Genomic DNA, 16,889 nt, shown 5'->3' with positions numbered 1-16,889 from the left:
GTTGCAGGCGCACGCAGAGCGCTTGGACGAAGGTTGCGGCCCGGAGTTCGCCATCCATGGCGAATTTGCTCATGTGCGGTTCAACGGGTGCCGGAGTGACCGAAGCCACCGGCGCCGCGCTGGCTTTGATCGAACGATTCGACGATCTCGAACTGCGCCTGTACCACGGGCACGAGCACCAGCTGGGCGATACGCTCACCGACAGCGATGGTGAAGGCGGTGGTGCCGCGGTTCCAGCACGACACCATCAGTTCGCCCTGGTAGTCCGAATCGATCAGCCCGACCAGGTTGCCCAGCACGATGCCATGCTTGTGGCCCAGGCCCGAGCGCGGCAGCACGAGTGCGGCAAGACCCGGGTCGCTGATATGGATGGACAGGCCCGTTGGAATCAGGACCGTCTGACCGGGTTCGAGCACCGTGTCCTGCGTGAGCAGCGCGCGCAGGTCAAGGCCGGCGGAGCCCGGAGTGGCGTACTGCGGCAACGGGAATTCGGTACCCAGGCGTGGGTCGAGGATCTTGGCTTGTAATGCGTGCATGTAACTTACTGAACCTGATTGAGCCGTTCGGCGATGAAGGCAACCAGCTGACGGGCGATCTTGCCCTTGCTGGTCTGCGCGAAGAGGGTCTGGTGCTGCTGGCGATCGATCACGGTCAAGGCGTTCTCTTCACTGTTGAAGCCGATGCTGGGGTTGGCCACATCGTTGGCGACGATCAGGTCGAGGTTCTTGTCCTTGAGCTTGCGCGTGGCGTAATCGAGCAAGTGTTCGGTCTCGGCGGCGAAGCCGACACTGAAAGGGCGGTCAGTGCGACCGGCCAGGGTGGCAAGGATATCGGGATTGCGCACCATCTGCAGCAGCATGCCATCGCCAGTCGTAGGATCTTTCTTCAGCTTTTGTGGCGCTATGACCTCTGGGCGGTAGTCCGCCACCGCCGCCGAAGCGATGAACAGGTCGCATGGCATGGCCGCCTCACAGGCTGCCAGCATGTCCCGCGCGCTGACCACGTCGATACGGCTGACCCGGTCGGGGGTAGGCAGGTGGACGGGACCGGTCACGAGGGTCACCCGAGCCCCGGCTTCGGCGGCCGCCTCGGCCAGGGCGAAGCCCATCTTCCCGGAGCTATGATTGGTGATGTAGCGCACCGGGTCGATGTTCTCCTGAGTGGGGCCGGCGGTGATCAGCACGTGCTTGCCGGTCAATGCCTGGCGCTTGAAGCTTTCGGCGGCGCACCAGGCTAGGTCGGTGGCCTCGAGCATGCGGCCCAGGCCCACGTCGCCACAGGCCTGGCTGCCCGAGGCAGGGCCGAACACCTGAATGCCTCGGCTCCTGAGCACTTGGAGGTTGGCCTGGGTGGCAGCGTCACGCCACATGGCCTGGTTCATGGCGGGGGCGACGGCGACGGTGGCGTCGGTGGCCAGCACCAGGGTCGTCAAGAGGTCATCGGCCATGCCCTGGGCCAGGCGTGCCATGAGGTCGGCGGTGGCCGGAGCGATCAGCACCAGATCAGCCCATTTGGCCAGCTCGATATGGCCCATGGCCGCCTCTGCTGCCGGGTCGAGGAGGTCCAGGTGCACCGGATGGCCGGACAACGCCTGCAAGGTCAGCGGCGTGATGAATTCGGCGCCACCGCGGGTCATGACGACACGCACTTGGGCGCCGTGCTCCAGGAGTCGGCGGATCAGTTCGGCGCTCTTGTAGGCGGCGATGCCACCACCGACGCCAAGAACGATGCGCTTGCGATACAGCCGCTGCATAGGGTTGCCTTTTTCCAGTGAAAGCGGGCGGCGACAGAAACTGCGTGCGGCAGAACGTCGCATGTACGAGGGCAAATAGATTAACACAGGGCCGAAATGGGCCGCAGCAAGGGCAGGGACGCGATGAGCATCAGGGAATGGCCGGTTCAGGATCGGCCAAGGGAAAAGCTGCTGCAGCGTGGGGCGGCGGTGCTGTCTGACGCCGAGCTGCTGGCTGTGCTGCTGGGGTCAGGCGTTGCAGGGCACAACGTGCTCGACTTGGCGCGCGGCTTGTTGGTGCGTTTTGGCGGCTTACGGCCGTTTCTGGAGGCCGATCGGCGGGCCGTCTTGCGCGAGCCTGGCATAGGGGAGGTCAAATACGCACAGCTGCAGGCATTGCTGGAAATCGGTCGTCGCTACCTCGATGAGGGGATCACCCGCGCAGCGGCGTTGGAGGACCCCCAGGCCGTACGACGCTACCTCAAGGCCATGCTGCGCCATGAACCCAGCGAGGTGTTCGGCTGCCTGTTTCTGGACACCAAGCACCGGCCACTGGCGTTCGAGATTCTGTTCAGGGGTACCATCGACCGAGCCAGTGTCTATCCGCGGGAAGTCGTGCGACGGGCATTGATGCACAATGCCGCGGCGCTGATCCTGTGTCACAACCACCCTTCGGGGAACAGCGAACCGAGCAAGGAGGATGTGCACCTGACCTTGTCGCTCAAGCGTGGGCTGGCCTTGATCGATGTGCGTGTGCTGGATCACATCATCATTGGCGACGGGGAGCCGCTGTCCATGGCCGAGCAAGGGTGGGTCGTGGCTTAGGGCACGCCGCTGTGGTAGCGGTGCTGTCCAGGACGACCTGTCATGACCGGGGAAGGGGCGCCTTCCCCCGTTCATGACAAGGGCGAGGCGTGGCCAGGGCTTACTTGGTCACGCTCACCTTGCTGAAGTCCAGCCGGCCGAACGGGTTGACCTGATAACCCTCGACACCCTGGCGCAGCAGGGCCGCCGCATTCGGATGCGCCAATGGCACCCACAGCGCCTGCTGCTGGATCAGGGTCTGCGCCTGCTGGTACAGCCGGCTGCGCACGCTCTGATCATTGGTGGTGCGACCGGCACTGATCAGCTGGTCCAGGCGATTGTCACAGAACCGCGCGAAGTTGGTCCCGGACTTGACCGCTGCACAGGAGAACTGCGGGGTGAGGAAGTTATCCGGGTCACCGTTGTCACCTGCCCAGCCCATGAACAGCAGGTCGTGCTCGCCGGCCTTGGCGCGGCGGATCAGCTCGCCCCATTCAATCACCCGAATGTCAGCCTTGATGCCCACCTTGGCGAGATCAGCCTGCAGCATCTGCGCGCCCAGGCTGGGGTTGGGGTTGAGCAGGCTACCCGAAGGACGTGTCCAGATCGTCGTGCTGAAGCCGTCCGCCAGGCCGGCCTTGACCAGCAAGGCCTTGGCTTTCTTCACATCCAGTGGGTAACCGGGCAGGTCCTTGGCATAGCTCCAGGTATTAGGCGGGTACGGGCCATTGGCCGCGATGGCCGAGTCTTCGAAAACAGCCTTCACGTAGGCCTGTTTGTCGAAAGCCAGGTTGATGGCCTGACGCACCTCTGGCTTGTCCAGGGGGGGGTGCTGGCTGTTGAGCGCGATGAATGCCGTCATGAACGCTGGCGTGCTGGCCACCTTGAGGCTGCTGTCCTGGCTGGCCTCGGCAATGTCCAGTGGCTTGGGCGACAGGGCTACCTGGCACTCATTGCGTTTGAGCTTCTGCAGGCGCACGTTCGCATCGGTGGTGATGGCGAAGATCAGCGGGTCGACGGCCGGTTTGCCGGCAAAGTAGTCAGGGTTGGCGTGATAGCGCACCACCGCATCCTTCTGGAATCGCTGGAAGACGAATGGCCCGGTGCCGATGGGTTGGCTGTTGAGCTTCTCGGGAGTGCCTGCCTTGAGCAACGTGTCGGCGTATTCGGCGGAGTAGATCGAGGCAAAGCCCATGCTCAGGGTAGCCAGGAAGGTCGCATCCGGGTGGGTGAGGGTAAAGCGCACGGTATTGGGCGCTGGTGCGTCGATCGTTTTGATCAGGCTGCCCAGTTGCAGCGACTGGGCATGGGGGTAGCCGCCGGGTGCCGTCTTGTGCCAGGCGTGGGCGGGGTAGAGCATGCGCTGGAAGCTGAACAGCACGTCGTCGGCATTGAGCGTACGGCTGGGCTTGAAGTAGCCGGTGGTATGGAATTTCACGTTGTCGCGCAAGGTGAAATCGTACACCAGGCCATCGGCCGACACCGTCCAGCTGGCGGCCAGGCTCGGCACCACTTTGCCTTTGCCGGCATCGAACTCCACCAGGCGGTTCATCAGGACATCGGCCGTGGCATTGGTGGTAGTCAGCGAATTGTACTGCACCACGTCGAAGCCTTCGGGGCTGGCTTCGCTGCAAACGCTCAGTGGCGCTGCCTGGGCTGCACCCACGGCAAGCAGGGATGTGAACAATAAGGAAAGAGCGGCGGCACGCATGGTGGCTCCTTGGCTGTCAGTGGCCCATCTGCCAGTGCAGTCTGGAAAAGGCCTACCCTAGTGTGACTGCCGGAAAATGACCACACTCTTTTTTACAATCTTGGCGACGAGCGGTCAGCGTCCGATAGGGCCTGCGGCCGTGCCGCCCGCGGCGGTTCGCCCCGGCTCGAATGTTGATCAGGTATTGTTGCAATCGAGTCTTTCTGGTATAAAGCAGCGCTCTTTTCTAGGGGCTCGGCCTGTCGCATCAGCGAATCCGGTCGATAAGACCTCCAGAATCACGGCGCCTCGGCGCCAAAGACTGAGAGATTAAGCGGCCAACCCATGCCGGGTTGGGCATGTGGTTTTAGAGGGCTGAGTCATGTCGAGAGTCTGTCAAGTTACTGGTAAGGGTCCAGTAACCGGGAACAACATTTCCCACGCAAACAACAAAACCCGTCGTCGTTTCCTGCCAAACCTGCAGCACCACCGTTTCTGGGTTGAATCCGAGAAGCGTTTCGTGCGTCTGCGCGTTTCCGCCAAAGGCATGCGCATCATCGACAAGCGCGGCATCGATGCCGTTCTGGTTGACATCCGTAAAGCTGGCGCCAAGGTTTAAGGGAGAGCATCATGCGTGAATTGATCCGTCTGGTTTCGAGTGCCGGTACCGGCCACTTCTACACCACCGACAAGAACAAGCGCACCACCCCGGACAAAATCGAGATCAAGAAATACGATCCCGTTGTTCGCAAGCACGTGGTGTACAAGGAAGCCAAGATCAAGTAATTGATCGGCGACCTGAAAAAAACCCGCCTCTGAACAGAGGCGGGTTTTTTTATGCCTGGCCGAAAGGGTGGGCAGGCCAGGGGTTACTTCTGCTCGAACAATGCATAGATCTTGCGGCAAGGCTCCAGCACTTCCCATGTCCCTTTGAACCCGGCGGGTATGACGAACCGATCACCCGCACGCAGTGTCTTGCTGGCGCCTTTTTCGTCACGCAGCACCGACACGCCCTGCACGATTTCGCAGTACTCATGCTCGGTGTAGTTGACCTTCCACTGGCCGACTTCCCCCTCCCAGACGCCAGCGGCAAACTGCCCGCAGGGGCTTGCATAGTGGTTGTACACGGCCTGGTCCGGCTCGCCCTTGAGAACCTTTTCAGCTGCGGGGCGATAGCGCTCGGCCTCGGTAATGGCCTGGGCGAAGTCGATGATGCTGTCGATGCTCATGAGGGGGCTCCTGTATGTTCAATAAAATTAACATCGCTGGGCGTTTGAGCCGATAGTGTCAAATATATTGATAGTTTGAAAGGGCTGGTTTAGGGTATTGCATGCCTGTGTGCGCCTGTCGCACGCCCGGACCCCGACAACGCCTGCAAGTCCTCAGTGCAGCGTTGCACCTAAACAAGAGGAGGAGTTTCGTATGACCACCCTGACTCGTGCAGACTGGGAACAACGTGCCCAGCAACTGAAGATCGAAGGCCGCGCCTTCATCAACGGCGAATACACCGATGCCGCATCCGGTGAAACCTTCGAATGCCTGAGCCCGGTCGACGGACGCTTCCTGGCCAAGGTTGCCAGCTGCGACCTGGCCGACGCCAACCGCGCGGTCGAAAACGCCCGCGCGACCTTTAATTCGGGCGTATGGTCACAGCTGGCTCCGGCCAAGCGCAAGGCCATTCTGATCCGCTTCGCCGACCTGCTGCGCAAGAACGTCGAAGAGCTGGCGCTGCTTGAAACGCTGGACATGGGCAAGCCAATCGGTGACGCCTCCAGCATCGATATCCCAGGCGCTGCCAATGCCATTCACTGGACAGCCGAAGCCATCGACAAGGTGTACGACGAAGTCGCTCCTACGCCTCACGATCAACTGGGCCTGGTCACCCGCGAGCCGGTAGGCGTGGTGGGTGCCATCGTCCCGTGGAACTTCCCGCTGCTGATGGCGAGCTGGAAGTTGGGCCCCGCATTGGCTACGGGCAACTCGGTTGTGCTCAAGCCTTCCGAGAAATCGCCGCTGACGGCCATTCGCATCGCTCAGTTGGCGGTGCAAGCCGGCATCCCGGCAGGTGTGCTGAACGTGCTGCCTGGCTATGGCCACACCGTGGGCAAGGCCCTGGCCCTGCACATGGACGTCGACACCCTGGTATTCACAGGTTCCACCAAGATCGCCAAGCAGCTGATGGTGTATGCAGGCGAATCGAACATGAAACGCATCTGGCTGGAAGCCGGTGGCAAGAGCCCGAACATCGTCTTTGCCGACGCGCCCGACCTTGAGGCCGCCGCCCAGGCTGCTGCCAGCGCCATCGCCTTCAACCAGGGTGAAGTGTGCACCGCAGGTTCTCGCTTGCTGGTGGAGCGCTCGATCAAGGACACCTTCCTGCCCATGGTGGTCGAGGCCCTCAAGGCCTGGAAGCCCGGCAACCCGCTGGACCCGCAGACCACCGTTGGTGCCCTGGTCGATACCCAGCAGATGAATACCGTGCTGTCGTACATCGAGGCCGGCCACAAGGACGGTGCCAAGCTGCTGACCGGTGGCAAGCGGACGCTGGAAGATACCGGCGGCACCTACGTCGAGCCGACCATCTTCGATGGCGTGACCAATGCCATGAAGATCGCCCAGGAAGAAATCTTCGGCCCCGTCCTGTCCGTGATTGCTTTCGACACGGCCGAAGAGGCGGTTGCCATCGCCAACGACACACCCTATGGGCTGGCGGCGGGCATCTGGACTTCGGACATTTCCAAGGCGCACAGGACGGCCCGCGCCGTGCGCGCCGGCAGTGTCTGGGTCAACCAATATGATGGCGGCGACATGACCGCGCCATTCGGTGGCTTCAAGCAGTCGGGCAACGGCCGTGACAAGTCGCTGCACGCGCTGGAGAAGTACACCGAGCTCAAGGCCACCTGGATCAAGCTGTAATTCCAGCAGCCTGTAGCAGGCAATTCGGCTTCCAAGGGCCTGGTATCGCTGTTGCGAGCTGAGCAGGGCCTGAGGCAGCTCGATTGCACGCGGGGCGGACACTCCACCACTGGCCGGGGCGGCTCATACCGTCCCGGCTTCGTTGTTTCTGTCATACAACAATGCTGCCTGGGAGGCCGTCATGCGTTGGGGAACCTATTTTGCCGTGCTGGCGTCGGTGCTGAGCGTCGGGCTCGCATTGGGTGTGAGCATGCCGTTGGTGTCCTTGCGTCTGGAGGCCTGGGGGTATGGCGGCTTCGCCATTGGCGTCATGGCCGCCATGCCTGCTCTGGGCGTGCTGGCCGGCGCCAGCCTAGCCAGCCGTCTTGCCGGGTGGGTAGGCGTGCCTGCGGCCATGCGCCTGTGCCTGTGGGGCGGGGCATTGTCCATCGGCCTGTTGGCCCTGCTGCCAAGCTACCCGCTTTGGTTGCTGCTGCGGCTGTTGATCGGCATGGCGTTGACCGTGGTGTTCGTGCTGGGTGAGAGCTGGATCAACCAACTGGTGGTCGAGCAGTGGCGCGGACGGCTGGTAGCCCTGTACGGGAGTAGCTATGCGCTGAGCCAACTGGCAGGGCCGTTGGTGCTGGGCATGCTGGGGTCGGACGACGACTTCGGCTTCTGGGCGGCGACCGGTCTGCTGCTGGTGTCGCCCTTGCTGTTGCTGGGCCGCGGTGGCGCGCCCTCTACGCAAGCATGCAATGTCACCTTTGCCGACCTGTTTGCCTTCTGCAGAAGGCTGCCCGTGATCGCCTGGGCCATCGCATTGTTCGCTTCGTTCGAAGCCATGATCCTGACCCTGCTGCCGATATACTGCCTGCAACAGGGCTTGAGCACGGAAATCGCGTTGTTCATGGTCAGTACGGTGGTGGTCGGCGATGCGGTGCTGCAGTTGCCCATTGGCGCACTGGCGGACCACATGCCGCGGCGCGCGCTGTTCACCGGTTGCGCCTCGGCATTGTTGGGGTCGAGCCTTGCCATCCCCCTGCTGTTGCACACCTGGGCGATCTGGCCTGTGTGGGTATTGTTCGGCGCAAGCGCCGGTGGGTTGTTCACCTTGTCGCTGGTGTTGATCGGTGAGCGCTACCGAGACGATGCCCTGGTGCGGGCCAATGCCCACGTGGCCCAGCTGTGGGGCATCGGTTGCCTGCTGGGGCCGTTGCTGGCCGGCGCAGGTAGCCAGTGGATCAGTGGGCACGCCTTGCCGCTGCTGATGGCAGCAGGCGCCGCTGGGCTTGTGGTGCTGACCCGGCGGCCCGGAGCGTTCGAGCCTGCGGCGGCGTGACTGCGCAGCGCTAGAGCATCTTTTCCAGCCCGACCGCCTTGCTGATCCAGGCATTGAACCGCCGCCACAGGCTACCAGGCTCTGACGTGAGCACCCGCCGCTGTCCGTCCTCCTCGGTCACCCAGACCAGCTTGCCGCCGACGAGCTCAGGCTGGTAGCTCAGGGCCGGTGCCATGCCCTGCACCGCCAGCGCACGGGTGTATTCGGCAAGTTCGGGGCTGTGGACCAACACGCCGACTTCGGTGTTCCACAACACCGAGCGCGGATCGAAATTGAACGAGCCAATGAACGTCTTGTGACGGTCGAACACGATCGCCTTGCTGTGCAGGCTGGAATTGGAGCTGCCATGAAAACTCAGCTTGCCCGCGCTGGGGTCCCCGGGTTGGCGGCGCATTTCGTATAGCTTCACCCCGTGCTCCAGCAATGCCTTGCGGTAAGGGGCATAACCGCCGTGTACGGCAGGCACATCGGTAGCCTCCAGCGAGTTGGTCAACAGCTTTACCGAAATGCCCGCGTCGGCGCTCTGAGTGAGGTAAAGCAGCCCTGGTTCGCCGGGCACGAAATAAGCCGAGACCAGAATCAGTTCGTGACGCACATCGCGCAGGTCAGGGCCAAGTTGCCGTGTCAGCAGCAGCTGTGGGTCAGGCTCGTCATCGGCCAGCACCTTGCTGGGTGCGTCCCACAGCGCCTGGGCATGGGCCCATATGAGTTCGTTGCGCCAGGTGTCCAGCCGCGGCTGGGATTGATAGGCCATCAGGCGGTCATACAAGACCTTGCGCCGAGTTCTGGCTTCGGCCAGCGAGACCTCCAGCCGATGGCGGCTGGTGCGCAGGTCGCTGGCATTGGGCTGGTGCCAGAGGAAGTCGGTGATCGGGCGGCTCAGGGCGCTGTTCCAGTACTGATCGAAACTGTGTCCCAACTGCTCTGCTATAGGGCCCACACCCAGCAGATCGATGTCGGTGAAGTTCAGGTTGGGCTCGGCATCGAAGTACTCGTCGCCCAGGTTTCGCCCGCCGACGATGGCCATGCTGTTGTCCACCAGGAACAGCTTGTTGTGCATGCGCCGGTGCTGACGCGACAGGTTGAGCAACCGGCCCATGGCGCGCGTGACCCCGGTGGCGCGTCCCAGGTGCAGGGGGTTGAACACGCGGATCTGGATGTTCGGGTGGGCGGCGAGGGTGCCCATGATTGCATCCAGGCCGTCACTGGTGGTGTCGTCCAGCAGGATGCGTACCCGCACCCCCCGGTCTGCCGCCCGCAACAGTTCATGGACCAGGGCGCGGGTGCTGAGCCCGTCATGGACGATGTAGTACTGCACGTCGATGCTGGCCTGTGCATTGCGTATCAGCTCGGCGCGCGCCCGGAAAGCCTCGTTGCTGTTGGGGAGCAGGCGAAAGCCGGAACGGCCTTCATAAGGTGCTGCCTGGCGCAACACCGAGCGGCCGAACGCCGAACCATCGGCCGGCAGGGCTTGGCTGGTTTGGCGCGGCGTATCGACGCTGGCGCAGCCGCCGACGCCGAGCAGCAGCGTCAGCAGCAAGGGTAGGGCTCGCTGGAGTTTCAACGGTGGATCGTCCTGTGCAGCAGGGCTTTGGGGTTGGACAGTGGCAGGCAACGCAAAGTTACGTCGCGACGATGTCCTCGTCCAGCAAGCGTTGGGCGGTCTCACCCACCTTGCGCACCGCCGCCTCGATTTGCGCTGTGGGCCTGGCGGCGAAGTTCATGCGCAGGCAATGACGGAACTTGCCGGAAGCGGAAAAGATGCTGCCCACGGCCACTTGTACGCCCTGTTCCAGTAAGGCGTGATTGAGTTGCAAGGTATCGAAATGTTCCGGCAATTCCACCCACAGCATAAAGGCGCCTTGCGGACGGCTTACGCGGGTGCCGGGTGGGAAATACCGGGTCACCCAGTCGCTCATCAACTCACGGCTGCGTTGGTACTGGCTACGCATCCGTCGCACATGGGGCTGGTAGTGCCCGTTGGCGATGAAGTCCGCCACCGCCAATTGAGGCTGACTGGCGGTGCTGCCTGTGCTGATGTACTTCATGTGCAGGACCCGCTCCAGGTAGCGTCCGGGCGCTACCCAACCGACACGCAGGCCGGGGGCAAGGGTCTTTGAAAATGAACTGCACAACAGCACGCGGCCTTGCATATCGAATGACTTGACCGTTCGTGGCCGAGGGTAGGTGTAGGCCAGGTCACCGTAGACATCGTCCTCGAGAATGGCCACGTCGTAGCGCTGTGCAAGCTTCAACAGGGCCTTTTTTCGAGCCTCGGGCATGATGTAGCCCAGCGGGTTGTTGCAACTTGGGGTGATCTGGATGAGCTTGATCGGCCACTGCTCGAGGGCCAGTTCGAGCGCCTCGAGGCTGATGCCCGTCACCGGGTCCGTGGGGATCTCCAGCGCCTTCATGCCCAGGCCCTTGAGCGTCTGCATGGCGCCATGGAAGCTGGGCGAGTCCACCGCAACGATATCGCCAGGCTCGCACACGGCGCGGATGCTGCACGACAGGGCTTCGTGACAGCCTGTCGTCACCACCAGCTCCGAGGGGGAGAGCCTGCAACCGGAGTCCAGGGCCAGGCGTGCCACCTGTTCACGCAAGGCCAGGTTGCCGTGGATATTGTCGTAATACAGCCCGGGCATGTCCTGCCGACGGCTGAGTCGGGCGAGGCTGCGCAACAGCGGCTTGAGGGTAGGGCTCTCGATGTCTGGCATGCCCCGTCCAAGCTGTATCACCCCTGGCTGCGGAGTACTGCGCACCAGTTCCAGTACCTGCTCCCACTGGGAGATGTCCACGGGGCGCTGGGCGGGTCGGCTGACCGCAGGCAAGGCCGGCAGGTGGCGGTGATCGCTCACGAAATAGCCGGATTTTGGCCGTGGCGAGACCATGCCACTGTCTTCGAGCATGCGGTAGGCCTGTTGCACGGTGCTCAGGCTTACCCCGTGCTCCACGCTTAGTGCGCGCACCGATGGCAGCCGCTGGCCGGGGCGATAGAGGCCCTGTTCGATGCGCGCGCCGAGTACCTCGGCAAGGTTCAGGTAGAGCGTCACGTCATACTCCTGGGCTGCGCCGGGTAACGCACCATACAGATTGATTGAAAAGGCTGCATTCAGTTACCTGGAAGCCCGATCTGTATCCAAATAATAACGCTTTTTTGGATCTGTATTGTCAGGCCATGCACCCTGCATGCTGTCCCCACATTGTCATCGAAAGGGAGACAGCAGCGATGGGAAGCTTGAGCGATGTGCGCATTGAACCGTCGGTAGGCGATAAAGAGGCCCTGCAGCGAAGCGAAACCCACGCTACGCCAAAGGCTTCGAGTCGCTTGCAGTTGATGCTGCGCCGCTGGCACACCCGCAGGGCGCTGCTCCAGTTGAGCGACCATGAATTGCGTGATGTGGGGCTCAGCTGGCAAGAGGCGCGCTCGGAAGGCCGCAAGCCGTTCTGGAGGCCTTGACCGCTTTCAGGCCAGCTCCTTGAGCCTGTGCCACAGCATGCCCAATGCCAGTAAAGGTGAGCGCAAGTGCTTGCCGCCTGGGAACGTCATGTGTGGCACCTTGGCGAACAGGTCGAAGCGCCCGCTTTGCTGGCCACTGATGGCCTCCCCGAGCAGCCGGGCGGCCAGATGGGTCGCGTTCAGCCCGTGGCCTGCGTAGGCCTGGGCGTAGTAGACGTTGGGCTGATCGGGCAGACGGCCTACCTGGGGCAGGCGGTTGGCGCCGATCCCGATCATGCCACCCCACTGGTAGTCGATGCGGACGTCCGCCAGTTGAGGGAACACCCGCAGCATCTTGGGCCGCATGTAGGCGGCGATATCCTTTGGGTCGCGCCCGGAATAATGGCAAGCGCCGCCGAACAGCAACCGGTGATCTGCGCTCAGGCGGTAGTAGTCCAGCGCCACCCGCTGGTCGCACACGGCCATGTTCTGTGGCAGCAGCGAACGTGCACGCGCTTCACCCAGCGGCTCGGTAGCGATGAGGTAACTGCCGGCGGGCAATACCTTGCCGCCCAGCTCACCGTGCAACCCATTGAGGTAGGCGTTGCAGCACAGGACCAGCGTTTGCGCCCGGACCCGGCCTTGGGCAGTGTGTACCTGCACCTGGGGGCCATAGTCGATGCGGGTCACCTCGGACTGCTCGTGGAGTTTCACGCCCAGGCGCGCGGCTGCCGCGGCTTCGCCCAAGGCCAGGTTGAGGGGGTGCAAGTGGCCAGAACCCATGTCCACCAGCCCGCCTGCATAGCGCTGCGAGCCCACCACGTCGTGAATGTCATCCTTTGCGACCAGCCGCAGTTCGTGGGCGTAACCCAGGCTGCGCAAGTGTTCGGCCTCTTCGGCCAGGCCCGCCATTTGCGCCGGCTTGTTGGCCAGGTCGCAATAGCCCCAGACCAGGTCACAGGCGATGGCGTGCTGCGCTACACGGTCGCGCACGATCTGCACGGCCTCCAATCCCATCCGTTGCATGTCGCGAACGCCCTGCTCGCCGATGACCGGCAGGAACTGCTCCAGGCCATGGCCGACCCCGCGGATCAACTGCCCACCGTTGCGCCCACTGGCGCCCCAGCCGATCTTGCGCGCTTCGAGCAGGATCACCGAGAAGCCACGCTCGGCCAACTCCAGGGCCGTGTTCAGACCAGAGTAGCCACCGCCGACGATGCACACATCGGCGGTGTGATCACCCTGCAGAAAGGCATGATCAGGGTGAGGCGCGCTGCTGGCGGCGTAATAAGAAGCGGCGTGCTGCGCGCTGTGGATCATTGGACGCGTCCTGGTGCATGGGCTGGAACGGGAGGATAAGCCGCAGGCCCAGGGCGGGCAACCGGCCTATAATGGGCGAACATTTTCAGCCTGTGCCTAGTCATGTCCTGCGATCGCCACAAAATCCACTTCCTGCGCGAACTCATCCCGTCGTTCGAATGCGAGCCCGGCTGCCATGACTGCTGCGGACCGGTCACTACCTCGGCGCAAGAGATGGCTCGGCTGCCGCGCAAATCCCAGGCCGAACAGGACGCTGCCCTGGAGCGCCTGGACTGCGTGCATTTGGGGCCCCAGGGCTGCACGGTATATGAAGAGCGGCCAATGATCTGCCGCCTGTTCGGCACCACCCCACGCCTGGCCTGCCCACGCGGTCGTGGGCCCGAACCCATGATCGACCCTGCGGCCGAGCAGCTGGTGCACCAGTTCATTGCTACCACCCGGCAAGTGCTGGTCTAGGCGTTCGCGGTAGAGCCCGGCGTCAGTCCGGGATTGGCAGGCAGAGGCTTTCCTTCACCTCCTCCATCACGATGTAGCTTTTGGACTCACGCACGTGGGGCAGCTTGAGCAGGATGTCGCCAAGCAGCTTGCGATACGAAGCCATTTCCGAAATGCGCGCCTTGACCAGGTAGTCGAAGTCGCCGGAAACCAGGTGGCATTCGAGCACGTGCGGCAGCTTGAGCACTGCCCGACGAAACTCCTCGAAGGTATCGCCAGACTTGTAGTCCAGGCTGATTTCCACGAACACCAGCAGGCTGCCCTTGAGGTGCTGTGGGTTCAGGCGCGCGTTGTAGCCCATGATGATGCCTTCACGTTCCAGCCGACGTACGCGCTCGGTGCACGGCGTGGTGGAGAGGCCGACCTTCTCGCCCAATTCGGTGAAGGAGATACGCCCGTCGTTCTGCAGGATGCGCAGGATGTTCCGGTCGATCTTGTCCAGCTCACGCTTACTTTGATGCTGGGTTCTCATAGGGGATGCCCCTCCGTGAAAGGCCATTGTGCCGAGAATTCTCGCCAATAATAGGCTTTTATATAGTGAATTGCACTGCTCACGAATTCCTATACTTCGCCCATCAATGGCAGTCCAACAACACACTGCGGCAGTGCGCGAGGGGAAAGAAACGATGCGAGTTCTGGTACTTGGTAGCGGCGTGATTGGAACCGCCAGTGCCTATTACCTGGCCCGGCAAGGGTTCGAAGTGACGGTGGTGGACCGCCAGCCAGCGGTGGCCATGGAAACCAGCTTCGCCAACGCCGGCCAGATCTCGCCCGGCTATGCCTCACCGTGGGCGGCGCCAGGGGTGCCTCTAAAAGCCGTGAAGTGGTTGCTCGAGCGTCACGCTCCGCTTGCCATCAAGCTGACCGGTGACGTGGACCAGTACCTGTGGATGGCGCAGATGCTGCGTAACTGCACGGCCAACCGCTATGCCGTGAACAAGGAGCGCATGGTGCGGTTGTCCGAGTACAGCCGCGACTGCCTCGACGAACTGCGCGCCGAAACCGGAATCGCGTACGAGAACCGTAGCCTGGGCACTACCCAGCTGTTCCGTACCCAGGCCCAGGTCGATGCAGCTGCCAAGGATATTGCCGTGCTCGAGCAATCAGGCGTGCCTTATGAATTGCTCGATCGCGATGGCATCGCCCGCGTCGAACCTGCCCTGGCCAGTGTGAAGGGCATCCTCGCCGGCGCCCTGCGCCTGCCTAACGACCAGACCGGCGATTGCCAGTTGTTCACCACCAAGTTGGCGGAAATGGCCCGGAACCTGGGCGTGGAGTTCCGCTTCGGGCAGGATATCCAGCGTCTGGATCATGCAGGTGACCGCATCAACGGTGTCTGGATCGATGGCAAGCTCGAAACCGCCGACCGCTATGTGCTGGCATTGGGCAGCTATTCGCCGCAGATGCTCAAGCCCTTGGGTATCAAGGCGCCGGTCTATCCGTTGAAGGGTTACTCCCTGACCGTGCCCATCACCAACGGCGACATGGCGCCTGCCTCGACCATCCTCGACGAGACCTACAAGGTCGCCATCACCCGTTTCGACAACCGTATCCGTGTTGGGGGCATGGCTGAAATCGCGGGCTTTGACCTGTCGCTCAACCCCCGTCGACGTGAAACGCTGGAGATGATCGTCAACGACCTTTATCCTCGCGGCGGTGATTTGAGCCAAGCCAGTTTCTGGACCGGACTGCGTCCCGCGACGCCAGACGGTACCCCCATCGTGGGTGCAACCGCCTTCAGTAACCTGTTCCTCAACACAGGGCACGGCACGCTGGGCTGGACCATGGCCTGTGGCTCGGGTCGCCTGCTGGCTGACCTGATCGCGCGCAAGAAACCGCAGATCAGTGCACAAGGGCTGGACATCTCGCGCTATGGCAGCAGCCGCGAAGTGGCCCGTCACGGGCATGGTTCGCCTGCCCATCAGCAGTAAGCCATCCATTGGGGTGCTCGCGAATGACCTGCGCGTGCCCCAGCTTCGATTTCAACCCGTATGACTTTTAAGGCAGCCGCATGCGCCCCGCCCGTGCCCTGATCGACCTCCAGGCCCTGCGCCATAATTACCGTCTCGCCCGTGAACTGACCGGCGCCAAGGCGCTAGCCGTGATCAAGGCCGACGCCTACGGTCACGGTGCCGTGCGCTGCGCGTTGGCGCTCGAGCCCGAGGCGGACGGGTTTGCCGTGGCCTGCATCGAAGAGGCACTGGAGCTGCGTGCGGCCGGCATCAGGAGCCCAGTACTGCTGTTGGAGGGCTTCTTCGAAGCCAGTGAGCTGCCATTGATCGTCGAACATGACCTGTGGTGCGTCGTGCATTCGGCCTGGCAGTTGGAGGCCATCGAGAAAAGCCCGCTGCACAGCCCACTCACCGTCTGGCTCAAGCTCGATACCGGCATGCACCGTGTAGGGCTGCATCCCAAGGATTATCGCGATGCCTATGAGCGCCTGCTGGCCAGCGGCAAGGTAGGGCGCATCGTGCTCATGAGCCATTTCGCCCGTGCCGATGAATTGGATGCTAAGGCCACGAGCGAGCAGATTGCCGTGTTCGAAACCGCGCGCCAGGGCTTGGCTGCAGAGTGCAGCCTGCGCAACTCCCCAGCCGTGCTGGGTTGGCCCCAGGCAGCCGGTGATTGGGTACGGCCAGGCCTGATGCTCTATGGCGCCACGCCGTTCGACATGCCTCAAGCACACGCCCAACGCCTGCAGCCGGTCATGACACTGCAGTCGCGGGTCATCAGTGTGCGGGAGCTGCCGGCCGGCGAGCCGGTGGGTTACGGCGCCACGTTCGTCAGCACGCGGCCCACCCGTGTAGGCGTGGTTGCCATGGGCTACGCCGACGGTTACCCGCGCCAGGCGCCCAACGGCACGCCGGTCATCGTTGCCGGCAGTCGAGCCCCGCTCATTGGTCGCGTGTCGATGGACATGCTGAGCATCGACCTGACCGACGTGCCCCAAGCGACGGTCGGCAGCCCAGTCGAACTGTGGGGCAAGCAGGTCCATGCCACTGAGGTGGCGAGCCAGGCCGGTACTATCCCTTACCAGATCTTCTGCAACCTCAAGCGGGTGCCCCGGGAATACGTGGGGGACTAAGGCGTCAGGGCGGGTGGTGTGTTGTAAATACTGAACGGCGTTGCCATGATATCGTTCACATCCACCCGCATACCCGTCTCAGGAGGC

At 62.8% G+C, this 16,889-nt stretch carries 17 protein-coding genes; 9 read left to right on the top strand and 8 right to left on the bottom strand.

The genetic code is table 11. From position 1 onward, the window contains the following. Window positions 1–80 precede the first annotated feature (80 nt). Window positions 81–536, bottom strand: coding sequence for a dUTP diphosphatase (gene dut, locus MOP87_RS20545; RefSeq protein WP_027913372.1), 456 nt, complete (start codon window positions 534–536; stop codon window positions 81–83). Between the two features lie 5 nt (window positions 537–541). Then, a complete protein-coding gene (gene coaBC, locus MOP87_RS20540; RefSeq protein WP_023532606.1) occupies window positions 542–1,753 on the bottom strand; it encodes a bifunctional phosphopantothenoylcysteine decarboxylase/phosphopantothenate--cysteine ligase CoaBC in 1,212 nt (403 codons plus the stop codon). Between the two features lie 123 nt (window positions 1,754–1,876). Between coaBC and radC the strand changes: the two genes are divergently transcribed. Beyond that, window positions 1,877–2,557, top strand: a complete 681-nt coding sequence (gene radC / locus MOP87_RS20535) for a DNA repair protein RadC (RefSeq protein ID WP_242809945.1) — start codon at window positions 1,877–1,879, stop codon at window positions 2,555–2,557. Window positions 2,558–2,657: 100 nt separating this feature from the next. On the opposite strand, the gene MOP87_RS20530 is transcribed toward radC, so the two are convergent. Beyond that, complete coding sequence (locus MOP87_RS20530; protein WP_242809944.1) at window positions 2,658–4,247, bottom strand: ABC transporter substrate-binding protein; 1,590 nt, start codon at window positions 4,245–4,247, stop codon at window positions 2,658–2,660. 361 nt (window positions 4,248–4,608) lie between these two features. Here MOP87_RS20530 and rpmB point away from each other — a divergent pair, with 361 nt between their 5' ends. Together rpmB and rpmG are read left to right on the top strand one after the other, a co-directional pair. Beyond that, window positions 4,609–4,845: a 50S ribosomal protein L28 gene (rpmB, locus tag MOP87_RS20525; protein ID WP_003253504.1), complete on the top strand. Its 237-nt coding sequence runs from the start codon at window positions 4,609–4,611 to the stop codon at window positions 4,843–4,845. An 11-nt stretch (window positions 4,846–4,856) separates the two neighbouring features. Further along, window positions 4,857–5,012 carry a 50S ribosomal protein L33 gene (gene rpmG / locus MOP87_RS20520; RefSeq protein ID WP_003253507.1) on the top strand — a complete coding sequence of 52 codons (156 nt, stop codon included), beginning with the start codon at window positions 4,857–4,859 and terminating at the stop codon, window positions 5,010–5,012. 83 nt (window positions 5,013–5,095) lie between these two features. Here the strand turns inward: rpmG and MOP87_RS20515 are convergent, their stop codons facing one another. After that, window positions 5,096–5,455, bottom strand: coding sequence for a cupin domain-containing protein (locus tag MOP87_RS20515; protein WP_028686773.1), 360 nt, complete (start codon window positions 5,453–5,455; stop codon window positions 5,096–5,098). A gap of 193 nt (window positions 5,456–5,648) precedes the next feature. On the opposite strand from MOP87_RS20515, the gene MOP87_RS20510 reads away from it, so the two are divergent. Further along, entirely contained in the window at window positions 5,649–7,142 is a 1,494-nt protein-coding gene (locus tag MOP87_RS20510; RefSeq protein ID WP_023532569.1) for an aldehyde dehydrogenase, read from the top strand. A gap of 181 nt (window positions 7,143–7,323) precedes the next feature. Continuing rightward, on the top strand, window positions 7,324–8,463 hold the full coding sequence (locus MOP87_RS20505; protein WP_242809943.1) for an MFS transporter: 1,140 nt from the start codon (window positions 7,324–7,326) through the stop codon (window positions 8,461–8,463). A gap of 10 nt (window positions 8,464–8,473) precedes the next feature. Here the strand turns inward: MOP87_RS20505 and MOP87_RS20500 are convergent, their stop codons facing one another. Both MOP87_RS20500 and MOP87_RS20495 read right to left on the bottom strand, forming a co-directional pair. Then, window positions 8,474–10,027: a phospholipase D family protein gene (locus tag MOP87_RS20500; protein ID WP_242809942.1), complete on the bottom strand. Its 1,554-nt coding sequence runs from the start codon at window positions 10,025–10,027 to the stop codon at window positions 8,474–8,476. Between the two features lie 58 nt (window positions 10,028–10,085). Continuing rightward, a complete protein-coding gene (locus tag MOP87_RS20495; RefSeq protein ID WP_242809941.1) occupies window positions 10,086–11,516 on the bottom strand; it encodes a PLP-dependent aminotransferase family protein in 1,431 nt (476 codons plus the stop codon). A 176-nt stretch (window positions 11,517–11,692) separates the two neighbouring features. On the opposite strand from MOP87_RS20495, the gene MOP87_RS20490 reads away from it, so the two are divergent. Further along, window positions 11,693–11,923 carry a DUF1127 domain-containing protein gene (locus MOP87_RS20490; protein WP_027913378.1) on the top strand — a complete coding sequence of 77 codons (231 nt, stop codon included), beginning with the start codon at window positions 11,693–11,695 and terminating at the stop codon, window positions 11,921–11,923. Between the two features lie 6 nt (window positions 11,924–11,929). Here MOP87_RS20490 and MOP87_RS20485 read toward each other — a convergent pair whose 3' ends face one another. After that, a complete protein-coding gene (locus MOP87_RS20485; protein WP_027913379.1) occupies window positions 11,930–13,222 on the bottom strand; it encodes an FAD-binding oxidoreductase in 1,293 nt (430 codons plus the stop codon). Window positions 13,223–13,324: 102 nt separating this feature from the next. On the opposite strand from MOP87_RS20485, the gene MOP87_RS20480 reads away from it, so the two are divergent. After that, window positions 13,325–13,678 carry a YkgJ family cysteine cluster protein gene (locus tag MOP87_RS20480; protein WP_027913380.1) on the top strand — a complete coding sequence of 118 codons (354 nt, stop codon included), beginning with the start codon at window positions 13,325–13,327 and terminating at the stop codon, window positions 13,676–13,678. Between the two features lie 22 nt (window positions 13,679–13,700). Here the strand turns inward: MOP87_RS20480 and dadR are convergent, their stop codons facing one another. Further along, window positions 13,701–14,189: a transcriptional regulator DadR gene (gene dadR / locus MOP87_RS20475; RefSeq protein WP_003258963.1), complete on the bottom strand. Its 489-nt coding sequence runs from the start codon at window positions 14,187–14,189 to the stop codon at window positions 13,701–13,703. 154 nt (window positions 14,190–14,343) lie between these two features. Between dadR and dadA the strand changes: the two genes are divergently transcribed. Next, window positions 14,344–15,648, top strand: coding sequence for a D-amino acid dehydrogenase (gene dadA / locus MOP87_RS20470; protein WP_027913381.1), 1,305 nt, complete (start codon window positions 14,344–14,346; stop codon window positions 15,646–15,648). Between the two features lie 80 nt (window positions 15,649–15,728). Further along, window positions 15,729–16,802: an alanine racemase gene (gene alr, locus MOP87_RS20465; RefSeq protein WP_027913382.1), complete on the top strand. Its 1,074-nt coding sequence runs from the start codon at window positions 15,729–15,731 to the stop codon at window positions 16,800–16,802. Window positions 16,803–16,889 lie beyond the last annotated feature (87 nt).

This window comes from Pseudomonas sp. I3-I5, assembly GCF_022699445.1.
Classification (GTDB): domain Bacteria; phylum Pseudomonadota; class Gammaproteobacteria; order Pseudomonadales; family Pseudomonadaceae; genus Aquipseudomonas; species Aquipseudomonas fulva.
Note: the sequence above shows the minus strand (reverse complement) of the source record. Positions and strands in the feature narration are given on the sequence as shown.

Bases quoted from the DNA above. Each gene is read 5' to 3' on its own strand.
- dut (WP_027913372.1), bottom strand. From the start codon at position 536: ATGCACGCATTACAAGCCAAGATCCTCGACCCACGCCTGGGTACCGAA.
- coaBC (WP_023532606.1), bottom strand. From the start codon at position 1,753: ATGCAGCGGCTGTATCGCAAGCGCATCGTTCTTGGCGTCGGTGGTGGC.
- radC (WP_242809945.1), top strand. From the start codon at position 1,877: ATGAGCATCAGGGAATGGCCGGTTCAGGATCGGCCAAGGGAAAAGCTG.
- MOP87_RS20530 (WP_242809944.1), bottom strand. From the start codon at position 4,247: ATGCGTGCCGCCGCTCTTTCCTTATTGTTCACATCCCTGCTTGCCGTG.
- rpmB (WP_003253504.1), top strand. From the start codon at position 4,609: ATGTCGAGAGTCTGTCAAGTTACTGGTAAGGGTCCAGTAACCGGGAAC.
- rpmG (WP_003253507.1), top strand. From the start codon at position 4,857: ATGCGTGAATTGATCCGTCTGGTTTCGAGTGCCGGTACCGGCCACTTC.
- MOP87_RS20515 (WP_028686773.1), bottom strand. From the start codon at position 5,455: ATGAGCATCGACAGCATCATCGACTTCGCCCAGGCCATTACCGAGGCC.
- MOP87_RS20510 (WP_023532569.1), top strand. From the start codon at position 5,649: ATGACCACCCTGACTCGTGCAGACTGGGAACAACGTGCCCAGCAACTG.
- MOP87_RS20505 (WP_242809943.1), top strand. From the start codon at position 7,324: ATGCGTTGGGGAACCTATTTTGCCGTGCTGGCGTCGGTGCTGAGCGTC.
- MOP87_RS20490 (WP_027913378.1), top strand. From the start codon at position 11,693: ATGGGAAGCTTGAGCGATGTGCGCATTGAACCGTCGGTAGGCGATAAA.
- MOP87_RS20485 (WP_027913379.1), bottom strand. From the start codon at position 13,222: ATGATCCACAGCGCGCAGCACGCCGCTTCTTATTACGCCGCCAGCAGC.
- MOP87_RS20480 (WP_027913380.1), top strand. From the start codon at position 13,325: ATGTCCTGCGATCGCCACAAAATCCACTTCCTGCGCGAACTCATCCCG.
- dadR (WP_003258963.1), bottom strand. From the start codon at position 14,189: ATGAGAACCCAGCATCAAAGTAAGCGTGAGCTGGACAAGATCGACCGG.
- dadA (WP_027913381.1), top strand. From the start codon at position 14,344: ATGCGAGTTCTGGTACTTGGTAGCGGCGTGATTGGAACCGCCAGTGCC.
- alr (WP_027913382.1), top strand. From the start codon at position 15,729: ATGCGCCCCGCCCGTGCCCTGATCGACCTCCAGGCCCTGCGCCATAAT.